General features: G+C 43.3%; 13 protein-coding genes and 1 pseudogene. 4 read left to right on the top strand and 10 right to left on the bottom strand.

What is annotated here, in order from left to right; genetic code table 11:
• Positions 1 to 75: 75 nt before the first annotated feature.
• The 3 genes from ACJJIJ_RS14505 to ACJJIJ_RS21085 all read right to left on the bottom strand — a co-directional run bounded on the left by ACJJIJ_RS14505 (position 76) and on the right by ACJJIJ_RS21085 (position 1192).
• Positions 76 to 258 (bottom strand): hypothetical protein, encoded by a 183-nt coding sequence (locus ACJJIJ_RS14505; RefSeq protein WP_444887150.1) that lies wholly within the window; start codon positions 256 to 258, stop codon positions 76 to 78.
• Positions 259 to 709: 451 nt separating this feature from the next.
• Positions 710 to 955 carry a hypothetical protein gene (locus ACJJIJ_RS14500; RefSeq protein WP_444937715.1) on the bottom strand — a complete coding sequence of 82 codons (246 nt, stop codon included), beginning with the start codon at positions 953 to 955 and terminating at the stop codon, positions 710 to 712.
• Positions 956 to 958: 3 nt separating this feature from the next.
• Positions 959 to 1192, bottom strand: coding sequence for a transposase (locus ACJJIJ_RS21085; RefSeq protein ID WP_476169765.1), 234 nt, complete (start codon positions 1190 to 1192; stop codon positions 959 to 961).
• A gap of 301 nt (positions 1193 to 1493) precedes the next feature.
• Here ACJJIJ_RS21085 and ACJJIJ_RS14495 point away from each other — a divergent pair.
• Positions 1494 to 2556, top strand: a pseudogene (locus ACJJIJ_RS14495) (IS3 family transposase).
• Positions 2557 to 3114: 558 nt separating this feature from the next.
• Here ACJJIJ_RS14495 and ACJJIJ_RS14490 read toward each other — a convergent pair.
• Together ACJJIJ_RS14490 and ACJJIJ_RS14485 are read right to left on the bottom strand one after the other, a co-directional pair.
• Positions 3115 to 3708, bottom strand: coding sequence for a hypothetical protein (locus ACJJIJ_RS14490; RefSeq protein WP_252083252.1), 594 nt, complete (start codon positions 3706 to 3708; stop codon positions 3115 to 3117).
• 105 nt (positions 3709 to 3813) lie between these two features.
• On the bottom strand, positions 3814 to 4380 hold the full coding sequence (locus tag ACJJIJ_RS14485; protein WP_252083251.1) for a tyrosine-type recombinase/integrase: 567 nt from the start codon (positions 4378 to 4380) through the stop codon (positions 3814 to 3816).
• 237 nt (positions 4381 to 4617) lie between these two features.
• Between ACJJIJ_RS14485 and ACJJIJ_RS14480 the strand changes: the two genes are divergently transcribed.
• Positions 4618 to 4914, top strand: coding sequence for a hypothetical protein (locus ACJJIJ_RS14480; protein ID WP_444937714.1), 297 nt, complete (start codon positions 4618 to 4620; stop codon positions 4912 to 4914).
• Between the two features lie 716 nt (positions 4915 to 5630).
• Here ACJJIJ_RS14480 and ACJJIJ_RS14475 read toward each other — a convergent pair.
• The 5 genes from ACJJIJ_RS14475 to ACJJIJ_RS14455 all read right to left on the bottom strand — a co-directional run bounded on the left by ACJJIJ_RS14475 (position 5631) and on the right by ACJJIJ_RS14455 (position 10183).
• A complete protein-coding gene (locus ACJJIJ_RS14475; protein WP_444910472.1) occupies positions 5631 to 6083 on the bottom strand; it encodes a nucleoside deaminase in 453 nt (150 codons plus the stop codon).
• Between the two features lie 926 nt (positions 6084 to 7009).
• A complete protein-coding gene (locus ACJJIJ_RS14470; protein WP_444937713.1) occupies positions 7010 to 7810 on the bottom strand; it encodes an Ntn hydrolase family protein in 801 nt (266 codons plus the stop codon).
• Between the two features lie 115 nt (positions 7811 to 7925).
• Positions 7926 to 8369, bottom strand: a complete 444-nt coding sequence (locus tag ACJJIJ_RS14465) for a hypothetical protein (RefSeq protein WP_444937712.1) — start codon at positions 8367 to 8369, stop codon at positions 7926 to 7928.
• A 1083-nt stretch (positions 8370 to 9452) separates the two neighbouring features.
• Entirely contained in the window at positions 9453 to 9647 is a 195-nt protein-coding gene (locus ACJJIJ_RS14460) for a hypothetical protein (RefSeq protein WP_444937711.1), read from the bottom strand.
• Positions 9644 to 10183 (bottom strand): hypothetical protein, encoded by a 540-nt coding sequence (locus tag ACJJIJ_RS14455; RefSeq protein ID WP_444937710.1) that lies wholly within the window; start codon positions 10181 to 10183, stop codon positions 9644 to 9646. The genes ACJJIJ_RS14460 and ACJJIJ_RS14455 overlap by 4 nt, the downstream gene beginning before the upstream one ends.
• Positions 10184 to 10489: 306 nt before the next feature.
• Between ACJJIJ_RS14455 and ACJJIJ_RS14450 the strand changes: the two genes are divergently transcribed.
• Complete coding sequence (locus tag ACJJIJ_RS14450; RefSeq protein WP_444937709.1) at positions 10490 to 10681, top strand: hypothetical protein; 192 nt, start codon at positions 10490 to 10492, stop codon at positions 10679 to 10681.
• A 164-nt stretch (positions 10682 to 10845) separates the two neighbouring features.
• Positions 10846 to 11040 (top strand): hypothetical protein, encoded by a 195-nt coding sequence (locus ACJJIJ_RS14445; protein ID WP_444937708.1) that lies wholly within the window; start codon positions 10846 to 10848, stop codon positions 11038 to 11040.
• Positions 11041 to 11087 lie beyond the last annotated feature (47 nt).

Below are 11087 nucleotides of genomic sequence, written 5' to 3'. Positions count from 1 at the left end.
AAAGCTTGATCGCACCAGCTGCGGGGCCTTTAAGGAAGTTTTTTGACAGTAGAAAATCAAATTTTAGGTGTTCGATTAACGGCTTAATTGCCGCTCGACGCCAACTCTTTTTCCGTTTCTTTTCTCACTGGTAGGGATTATCTTTTTTTTCATAGGCTTGGGTAAAACTATTTTCGCACCTTCGGCCACCTTCTTTCCCTGATTGCCTCGATCACATGTGGCCTGTTCAATCTTGGGCTCTCTAACTTCGTTGTCCATGCTAATCACTTCATCTAAAGTCTTGCTATCGCGATTTTTTTCTGGTGATTCACAGCAATTAGAATAATGCCGTTTTTCGCTATGGAGGCAATAGAAGCTTAGTTGCCATACTGATCCTTACTCCTGGCAACACAATACACTTGTGATTCGTTCAGGCTGTAGATTTTGTTTCTATCATTTTTCTGTTGTTTCAATACACACTCATACAGTGCAAAATAATCTTGACAAGTATCTAAAAGACCCTTAGGTGATTTTTTCTCACTTTCTGCAGAAGAATGCCAGCTATTGTACGAAGAAGTTTTACCGATTTTTCCCTTAAATCACTCTTGATATAGCGATAGAAGCGCAGATTAATTCGTATTTCTTTTCTCTCTTGGTATAGGTTTGGCGCTGCTGGATGCTGTTATGTATAGCGATTTTATTAAGCCGGTTAAAAATTTTTATCGCGAGCTTACCATCCGTTGGGTAGGTAATAAATAAATTTCTCTTGTACTGTAGTTTCGATATTTACAGCTTTAGCTTCAAGTAGGGTGGCATGAAATTGTATCGACATATCAAAAATTTTTTCAACATCGAGCTCACCAATGTGGGTGTGAAAATGTACCAGTTCTATGAGGTGGCAGTAGGCTTTATTCTGGAAAAATCTTAAACCACAGAAGGTTTGATGGTAGGGGGCGATTCTATTGGAGTACAACATTTTTTAACTCAAACTTTCCAATTTTTTGAGAAATGGTAGGCCGACGAGAAGATTAATGGGGATACTGTGGCGACCGCTCCTATCAGAATAGCAGCGCCCAAAAGTGCGTTTAAAATCTGTCCAGGGAATTTCTTTTGAGAGCAATAACAGTGAATCTGATAAATCAAATTGATAAAGGAGATCGGTGCCAAGAAAACTGGTTTGTTGGTACAGATCGGTGTCTGTGAGCACAATCATCCTTGAACATTTCTACCAGAAATTTGACTCAGAGTCGCGAAAAATTGTCGAAATGACTAAGCCGTACATCTACGTAGCTTTAGTGTCTATAAGCTTAACGGCTTTTTCAGGTCGGACTAGTTAACTTTGCTGTAATAGTTAGTCAGGAAAAAATACACATTGCATTGTGGGCGTTTTTTGAGTCTATAAAAAGGGTGGGAATCGGGGGGTCGGCCGATGATATCCCTCAGGTATTTAGTGGTCTACTAAACCCGGACACCAATTTAGGTGGTAAAGTTGCCATCGAAAATAGAGGTGATCAATGAGTAGACAACGCCGGTCCTTTTCTTCTGATTTTAAATTAGAAGCTGCCCGCTTGTTGGTAGATCAGGGCTATTCAATTGCTGAAGCAGCCCGGTCTCTGGATATTGGTACAACGGCTATCCGCCGATGGGTGAAGCAACTAGAGGCAGAGCTGAGTGGAGGGACGCCTGCAAGTAAAGCGCTTACCACTGAGCAGCAGAAAATTCAGGCGCTTGAAGCCCGTGTCAATCGCCTGCAGAGCGTTTGGAATACCTCGACCATGCTACTACGAATACAGGATAAAGAAGAGCTCTGTTGATGTACCCAGAATGCAGCTCCATTCCAAAGTCATTGAAGTCTTTGAGCGCAGCCGTAGCTCTACAGGAAGTCGTACAGTCGTAGGTTTGCTTTATGAGCAAGGGACATCAATCGGATGCTTTAAAGTCTGAAGACTAATGTGTGAGGCCAGCTTAGTGTGTAAACAACCTGGTCCTCATAAGCATAAGAGAGCAATAGTCGAGCACTTAGATATACCGAATGAACTTGATCGCCAGTTTAATGTTGAGAAACCTAATCAAGTTTGGTGTGGTGACATTACCTATATCTGGACTGGTTCAAGCTGGTGTTACCTGACTACCGTTATAGATTTACACGCTCGCCGTATCGTTGGATGGGCCCTCTCAGGGAAACCAGATGCCACACTAACGATAAAGGCTCTGGAAATGGCCTGGGAGCAGCGAGGAAAGCCTAATGGAGTTATGTTCCACTCGGACCAAGGCAGTCAGTATATCAGTCATCAGCTCCACCAACGGCTGTGGCGCTGCCGAATGACCCAGAGCATGAGTCGACATGGAAATTGCTGGGATAGTACACTAATGGAAAGACTGTTTCGGAGTTTGAAAAGTGAATGGATACCCTCTCTCGGTTACACCTCTATCAAAGAAGTAAGCCGAGACATCAGTCATTACAAGATGACTTACTACAAATGGGAGCGTCCCCACTAGCACAATGACGGATTACCGCCTGCAAAAGCGGAAGAAAAACTTAACTTACTATCCGGAAATAGTTGGCCAATGCATTAAATAGGTAAGGTTGATGGCGGACTTTCTGGTGATAATAGTGACTGGGGGCTTTTGGTGACTACATAGGGGGGCTTAATCCCCTACTTGCTGATGTTGGTCTTATGGTTCTTCCTTTTACTATTCGTTTGTAGGTTAAAGAATTAAGAAGCTCCAATAAAGTGCTAAGATATGCTCAGGAAGAGCTAAAAAATTTTACTGAAGATTTAAGGAGGTATTCAGAATACCTAAATAGGTAGAATTTAGAGAATACTTTCCTTTCGCTGGTAAAACTCCACAATGATATTGTGAACACTATTGACTTAGTGGGCAAAAATAAAGTGAAGATTGGGAGTGATAGGGGCGCTGCAAATCCTGTCTGGTTCAATCTATCGAGGAATAGTTTGCCCGACGAGTGACGGTAATGCTGCTGGGCCGCCCGCGTATGGCTTTACCATAAATGTGTGCACTCCTAACACAATATTTATCTGCTCCCACTTATTTAGAAGACTCCGACAGGCATTGAGCCTGCCGGATGAAAAGCGTTCAGCGCCTAGCAAGCAGCTAATAGGGAAATCGAGACTATCTATTGCTAGTCACTCTTTTAGAACCGACGTACATTGCAAATAACCGAAGGCCGATAGAAATTAAGACAAGCATACTTGGCGCTGTATGAGCGGGCATTGCCTTTAATTGCGTGATTTCTCTTTGAAGGGTCATCGTTTGATGTGGATTGGACTGGTGCTTTGGAACCTGAATGACGTTTTTCTTAAGTAATTTATCGAACGACTCGATTTCTCCCGCAAGCATATCCAGGAGTTCCAATTCGGTCTTGCCGTCCCATGGTAGCTGTTTCCTATATGCGTCAACTGCTTTACCAAGCTTGTTCCATTCTTCTGCGAGGAAGGCTTCAAGTGATGAGAGGGTCCTAAGCTTCGAGTTCATGGATTGATTGGCTCGGTAGGCGTTTTGTCCATGAGCGCCGCTCGCCATAATTCCACCAAAGTGCTGTACGTTATGTTTGGCAGTATTCAGGTTCCGGCTGATTAAGCTGAGTTGATCCAAGGTGTGGACCAGAGTCTGATCAAGTCTCGGATCTTTATCCTTAATCGCTGCCAGAGCGGTATTAACCAGTCGACTCACCTGTATCTTGGTTGCATGTTCGTTGATAGACATACTCTTTTATCCTCGTAAATCCATTGAAGAATGTGTTCCGCCTCTCTGATTTGAGATGCATGTGCCACATTCAATTTTTTCCTTGATGAATCTGCGAATTCTAAATCAAATCTGCCGAGTGTCGTGGTCGAATAGAGTACGAGCCATTGCACGGAAGCCGTGGGCGGTCATGGTTTGATTGTCATCGCCCAGTGACCTGAGTGCAGTCCTCACACCTTTATCAGACAGTGGACGGCTCTGGCCTCGAGCTGATGGGAAAACATATTTGCCATGACCAGTTAGCAACTCCAGTTCTTTCAGTTCAGCAAGAGGAATAATGTATGGTTGGCCCATTTTCATCTTTTCGCTGGGCAGTTCTATGTGCTTGGCATCCCAATTGATTACCGTCCACTCAAGTTTTCGCAACTCTCCAGGGCGGCGGAATAGGAGAGGGGATAGTTTTAGGGCCGCTCTTACTACTGGGGTGCCCTGGTATTCGTTTATGGCAGTTAGTAGGCGCCCAATTTCAGCAGGGTTTGTGATTGCTGTCAGGTGCTTTTTCTTGGTGGCGGTGAGTGCGCCGGCCAAGTCTGTGGTGGAACCACAGTCGGCCCTTCCGGTATTTGTAGAATCATTATGTACGATGGTACAAGATGCAGCTGTCAGTTCCTCTTCCAGACATGCCAGTAACAATGCCCTCGTAACACGGTGTTCTTTATGCTGTCAGGTAAATTGGCTTCTTATGGTTTTTCAGATGCACTTCAATAACCTAAACCTTTATGAATAACTTCGAATGGCTTTGAACTAAGTTTGTCCCATTTCTTTGAAATTAGGTGACAATAACTAAGCGCTCAGATAAGTTCATTGGCAACTTTAAAACTTCGGGATTCTGGTGCAGAAAGTGCACCTGAGCCCCAAAAAGGAGGTCAGATGGAAACTGTAGACCCAACAAAAGCTTCGGAAGTAGCCCGCTCTCTTTGCAAAAATTACTCGGTCGAGGTTGAGAGTTTTTCTTCGGAATACTCAGATACCGTAGAGCAATTCAGCGAAGTAATAGCTGAATGTTACAAGAGAGGTGATAAATTCTCAGCTCATGGCAATAAAGTGGAGCAAGAAAAATTATCAGTAGCATTTCTTGACCTTGCTATTAACAATCTTTTTTCATCTATGCAGCTCTTAATAATTGAGCACATAATACTTCCGGCAATATGTATAGGCAGGCGATAGAAGCTGCTTGTCTATCTATACTGCTCTCTCATCAAGGAAAACTTACACCTAACTCAAACAAGCTTGATGACTTCTATTTTAAAGATATCTTTAAAGCAGATAAGCAGTACCAGAAACCCTATCAGTTCGCACCCCTCATAGAAAAAACCAAACAGTTCTTGGGGAGGGTGATGAATTTCTAAAGTTTTTGGAAAAATCGAAAAGAATATTCAATAAATTTAGTCATGCAAGTAAGCTAACTGTAGATCTAAGCCAAACAGGTGGGAATAAATCAAGTATTTTTTTGGGTGGGACAATCGGGCACCCAGAGTTAAAAATATTAGAAGCAGAGCTCGGATCTAGGCTTTTCCTTGCAAAGATGATGGTATCCGTTATTGATGGTGTGTATAACAAATTCCATAAATAGTTTATGGGGGCTGGCTTTTTAGTCTATAAATTGAGCTGAAATTTCGGTCTAGGCTAGTTGTGTATCTCAGGTTAGGGCCCATATCTGGTGGCTGTTGCAACCTTCACCGATTGGGCCTACTTAGCAATTATCAGGTTGACTAGTAGTGTGTCAGATTGGTGCTGAGTAGAGGGCCGTGGAGCTTCTCAAGCAGAATTGAATTCTTGAAAGCCACAGTGTAAACATCAAAAGTATCAATAAAATCTCAATCTATTCTAGTAATTTGGTTTATTGGTGGGCCATTACAAATATACTTTGTAGTTAATTGTTGCTACTGGCCAATATCTTCATGCCAGATTTCAGGATGTTGCTGAATGAATTGATTCATCAGACCAATACATTCAAGATTATTAAGAACAACCAAGCTTACACCTTCAGATTTGAGTAATGATTCATCACCTAGGAATGTTTTATTTTCACCGATAAATATATTCTTAATTCCGAATAGACGTATGGCCCCACTGCACATTGGGCAGGGTGATAAAGTCGTGTAAACGGTGCACTTTTGGTAATCTGTAGAACATAATTTTCCCATATTTTCCAGTGCGCTCATTTCAGCATGCTTGATAACACTGTTTTGCTGGACGTGCTGATTGTAACCTCTGCCGATAATTTCACCATTCAGTACTATTACACAACCGACAGGAATTCCTCCCGTTGCTAAACCTTTTCGTGCCTCATTAATGGCTTCTTGCATGTAAGCGTCATGGTTAGCTTCACTCATTACAGCTCTCTGTTTTAGGTATTAAGAATATTTTAATCAAAGAATGTAGAGCATACTATTAATACATCATTGCATTAGTGAGCTACCGACTAGAATCAGTGTAAACAGGCGCTAGGTTGAGCTATGTCGGCGATATTTGGGGGGCTGAAAGGGGACTCAGTTAATTGGCGATATGTTTCATAACTTGATTCTTCATCGCTGTGAGTTGCTAGCATGTGTCTTCCTTGCTGCTAATGATCACGCCTTTTTGCAGATGATTTAAATAACTTCTTTTTAAACAGATGTTTGGATTTTAGGGGCTGATTTTAGAGGCTATAGAAAGATAGGCCGGTAAATTTACGTGTCATTAAAGTGACTGGAGTGATCGTCCTAGATTTGTGAGCTGGCCGGTAACCCAGTGGTTTTTATTTGGCTTGTTTAGTGCTATCTAACGGGATTCTTGAATTGTTAGTAACCTGAACAAACGCTAATGGTGAGCTTTTTGAGACCGTCAATATTCGCCATCGATAAGCTATGCAAAAAATTTTCTTCGGTGGAAGATTGAATAGGCTGTCGAATAAGCAATAAAAAAGGCCAACCTTACGGTTGGCCTTTTTCGATTTGGTGGAGATGGCGGGAGTCTAAAAGTAGCTATAACCCATTGATAAATATAGATTAAATATTTTCTTTTTTTCAGAACCCGTCAATAAACCCGTCCACTAGAGCAAAGTAACTCCCAGTTTGGCGCGTTAGTACCTAGCTCTGCTGTGCCCCTGGTTGGCCTAATGTGCCATGCGCCAGCAGGCTTCCCGGAGCCATGTACTGACGCGAACAAAACCTTCGCTGATGTCAACATTTGTCAACAGAGAGCGACATTCTTTAATTGGATTTTCTTATAAGAAGGTAGATGTGTCCTAAAGGTGATTCATAAGGGGTAAAAGGTATCGCTACCCGATAGCTTCAGAAGCTTCACCATGGATGCTCTTTTCAAATCTCTTAAAGCCGCTGTAAGTGTTTTCAACGGAAGGCATCTCGTGCTTGACTTCTTCTTCACCCTGGAAAGTAGAAAAATTAGAGGGAAATGAGCGAACCTGATTAGGCCAAATAAGAGTGCAGTGGACATGCGCACTTATACCGGCTTCCGGATTGTCTTTTAGCATCTCGCCAATAAGGAATGCTAGTGTTTCTCCTCCGCGCCCAAGGTATCGGTCGAAGTTTTCAATGGATACCGAGTTCTTGGGTGTGGCTAGTGAGCCCAGGAATCGGATGTACTTTTCTTTACTGCTTCCTGAGCCGACCGAAACAACTTTTCTTGTGCTCTGTATACTGGGAGTAAATCCATTGCTACTTCTCATAATTATTATATCGGAACGCCTTAGGGAGCTATTTCCAGGGGCTCTCTCAGTAAGTGAGCTTCCAGCGACAATCAGGGTGCATCCTAATTTTTGTAAAGAGGGTTGCAGTCTGGAAAAGATTTGTCTCCCTCGTCGATACCACTCAAAAACAAATTTTCGAGGAAGAAGAATCTCACCTTTCAATAACTTTTGTTCGGCGAAATACCGCATATCTGCTAAGAGGTCAAAACCAACATCAACAGACCCAGAAAATCCACAAGCGATATTCGGTGCCATTGCATAAACTTTTCTAAGGCAGTCCTCACGATGTGCTCCCTTATTCCATGTCACCTGCACATCAGAAATCATAGCCGCGTAACCTGAAACAAACGTTTTCGCTATAATCCAAGTCATTCAGCTTTCCTTCACTTTGGAGCTTTTGGGTTAGGTGTATGGTGGCCTAAAAATTTATAAATAGCTAACAGGATACGGCCAATAGGGCTTATTTCAAAGACTTGGCAAGAGGGCCTTATCTACGGAAGATTATCGCGAGGAGTATTAGGGCTAAAAGGGTGTTAATTGATAAGGATGCAATTCCGCCCACTATGTAATAGATTGCTACTCCCGCTACGATTACTGCCCCAATAAAGAGGGTGGCTTTCACTGTTAGTTTGAGTGAAGCTACTAGCTTATCAAAAGCTAAATCAATATTGTCAGCTGTTTTCGTCCCCCCTTCACTGTTTACAAACCAGATGCAACCTCTAATAACCCAGTAGGCGAGGGCATAACCAAGTAAAACGACAGAAAGGCTCAATATATATATTACTGGTTCGCTAGTCTCAACTAATATACCTACTTTATCCATCAATAAGCTGGGTAATATTGAGCTTAGCTGCTTAGTGAAGCCAAAAGTGATAATTACAGCGTATATCGCCAAAAGCGCTCTAACGAAGTAGTCAAAATACTTCACCACTATTTACCTCTAGAATTATTCCCGCAAACGGAGGCCAGTATTGTCTCAAATTAGGGCGGCTACAAACTTGCTTTATCTGATTGTGGAAAAACCTTCCCTGGCAGGCATTTCCCCAAAAGGTAATTCGGTAATAGAAGGTCAATCCTTCGGCCAAGGTTACCTAGAGGGACGAATCTTTTTTATGGTTCTGTACCACAGATTCGCCACTTCCTGTCTTCTGCGGCAGCCATCCCTTCTCTTGCGGCCAACTCTCCCCAATGGGCATGGTTAACGCAGATTTTCCAGTCACTATAAGATGAGGTGCTTTTGGGGTATTTGCTTACAGAAGCTGAACTTGATTGCTTAGGGGGAGGGGGTGTCAAGATTATAGCCAGCAAGAAGGCAGCAATTCCTGCCCACCACCATTTCTGATGCTGAGGTTTTGCCCTTTTCACGAGACCATAAAGTCCAACTGGCCAAAAAACAATCAGCCAAAACCAAGCCCAGCCGGTTTGATACCAAGCTTGCTTCGATTTCCCTGCCTTGGAGTGAACTGTCTCAGCAGGTGAAGTTTTGATTCCACACTTAGAGCAAAATTTATCAGAATCTAGTAACGTGTTGTTGCAAGAAATACACTTCATGATAGCCAATGCTTGGTATGCCAAATATGAGATTTACTGAGTTTTGGGGTAATACTCGCTGCTTTACGATTACATCATATTCAGACTGTAGTGGCCTAGCTTGGATTTAGAGAATCTCCCGATTGACTACTAAGCGTGAAGGGGCTTAGTTGGGGTTTCTTGATGCTTATAGCTGCTGTCACCCACCTAGATAGCAGAAGGGTAAGGGCGAGCTATTAAGTCCCTTTATTTTTTTAGTCCTAAAAAGGGCTGAGATTTCGGGTCCGGCGGGTTGGGTACCTCAGGTATTCTCAGGCTAGGGCCTATTCTCTAGGCAAGTCGGGTTCTCTTGGGTGTGCTGCTTATCTTAATCACTTATCCCGCGGTTTTTGTTTGGTGGCGGAGTCAACTGACTTGGGGCGTATTGCCAGCTTTTCAGGAGTGACCAAGTCCTTCAGTCTCTCTTTAGCCTCTTGCATTGATTTTACTTCTTGTTTTTCTGGCATGTCTTGTCCTCTTCGGCTTCCTGTTCATCCAAAATTTTAGGGTCTGTAATGAAGTCTGGATTTCCAATGATGGTGACATCATCAAGGGTGTCATCCTCAAGGATATGCTTATTCTCCTTGATGGAAGACTTCATCCTCTTCATTCTTTCATTGAAATCTTTGGACTTCTTCATATCTTTTTCACGCAGTAGTCAGGGAAATGGCGGGCACCTGTTGATGGTATATAGCTATAGCCCTTCTGTACGTAAAAATCTCTTACGTCCGAATTTATGGGCTGCATTATACGAATCTCATCAGCACCTAGTAGGTTGGCGTATGCAATCAAGCCTAACTCTGTAATAGCGAAGCTTCTGCCCTTGAGCATACTATATCCGGAAACCCGCTCGATTAATTCAAGACGCACTCTTGTTCCTTTGAAGGAAGGGCGCCCAAGAGAGAGGGATTCGAGCCGGTTTTGATACCAAATAGCTAGCTCAAAGCGCTTAGGGTATATCTTTCTATAAGCTCTAGTGTTCGCTTCCCAATCGAAATCAGCTCTACGCTCTGGAATCCTGTCCCAAAGCTTCGCTTGGCTGATTGCCCTGGAATCTAATCCTGAAAGGTGTATTTGGCTTGCATCTCCATAGGGGAGGGCTTCTTTGACGTGGTCCCGCACCGCTTGACGATATGATTCGTATCGTGATTCTGCATCACTATGAGTTGCTAGCATTTATCCTCCTTGCCGCTAACTGACAAACCCCATGCATGGGATATAAGAATTTTATCCTTGTCCTGGCGCGGGATTGTAGGGCCTGTAGAGAATAAATTCGGTAGAATTTTACGCCTTAATCAATCACAAGGACTGAAATTTCGGTGTCTTGCTAATGATGCACCTCAGATATCCAGAAGCTTTAAGTTCATATTTTGCACGTTGGTACAACAAAAGTAGATGACCCACTTGTCGAAAACATTGTTATGCTTTCCATAGTTTTATTTATGTGAACCGTGGTGATTAGCTCTATTTGAGAATTTAACCGTGAATAAAAAAGTTACTGACATCCGAGATAGGAAGCATAGAAAGCCTGTTACGGTTGAGGAGGCGGCTAAACGTGCATACAGAGAGCTTTATCGGAAGGTTTCGATAGAAGAGGAGCCGCAGGGCTTGGCTTCTGGCAAAGCTGACCCAGATGGACGCATGAGGATGGATGATAATGACGGAGAAGACTAAGGACCCCAGGCATTTAAGCCTAGCCGTGAAGCAGATAGTTCCGCTACCTGAAGAGGTGGACCCTAAAGACGTGGCAATGAGAGCGCGGATTGTAGCCTTTCAGCACATGGTTAAGGTAAAGCACAACACTCGGAACAAATAGCAGACTACTTGTAAAACGCAGCATGGCCGGTGAAACGCATCCCCCTAAAGGGACTCCAGAATATGAGCAATGGAGAAAGGAGTGGTCGAAGAAGCGGACTGAAGAACTGCTTTCCGCTGATTGTAATTTTGGCCAGGTAGGGCTTCTTAGTGGTGGCAAGCGCGCTATGCGTGAAGAGAACCTAGACGGGAAACCTGACCTGAAAGAGGTCAAATAACACTTTTACTGGCTGCCCACCTATGACGTGCTGGAGGTGGCCAGCCG

Source organism: Microbulbifer mixtoriginis (SeqCode) (genome assembly GCF_052467945.1).
Note: the sequence above shows the minus strand (reverse complement) of the source record. Positions and strands in the feature narration are given on the sequence as shown.

What these genes read in the sequence shown, in the direction of transcription:
- ACJJIJ_RS14445 (WP_444937708.1), top strand. Translation starts at nt 10,846, where the DNA reads ATGGCCGGTGAAACGCATCCCCCTAAAGGGACTCCAGAATATGAGCAA.
- ACJJIJ_RS14490 (WP_252083252.1), bottom strand. Translation starts at nt 3,708, where the DNA reads ATGTCTATCAACGAACATGCAACCAAGATACAGGTGAGTCGACTGGTT.
- ACJJIJ_RS14455 (WP_444937710.1), bottom strand. Translation starts at nt 10,183, where the DNA reads ATGCTAGCAACTCATAGTGATGCAGAATCACGATACGAATCATATCGT.
- ACJJIJ_RS14505 (WP_444887150.1), bottom strand. Translation starts at nt 258, where the DNA reads ATGGACAACGAAGTTAGAGAGCCCAAGATTGAACAGGCCACATGTGAT.
- ACJJIJ_RS14475 (WP_444910472.1), bottom strand. Translation starts at nt 6,083, where the DNA reads ATGAGTGAAGCTAACCATGACGCTTACATGCAAGAAGCCATTAATGAG.
- ACJJIJ_RS14460 (WP_444937711.1), bottom strand. Translation starts at nt 9,647, where the DNA reads ATGAAGAAGTCCAAAGATTTCAATGAAAGAATGAAGAGGATGAAGTCT.
- ACJJIJ_RS14500 (WP_444937715.1), bottom strand. Translation starts at nt 955, where the DNA reads ATGTTGTACTCCAATAGAATCGCCCCCTACCATCAAACCTTCTGTGGT.
- ACJJIJ_RS21085 (WP_476169765.1), bottom strand. Translation starts at nt 1,192, where the DNA reads ATGATTGTGCTCACAGACACCGATCTGTACCAACAAACCAGTTTTCTT.
- ACJJIJ_RS14470 (WP_444937713.1), bottom strand. Translation starts at nt 7,810, where the DNA reads ATGACTTGGATTATAGCGAAAACGTTTGTTTCAGGTTACGCGGCTATG.
- ACJJIJ_RS14480 (WP_444937714.1), top strand. Translation starts at nt 4,618, where the DNA reads ATGGAAACTGTAGACCCAACAAAAGCTTCGGAAGTAGCCCGCTCTCTT.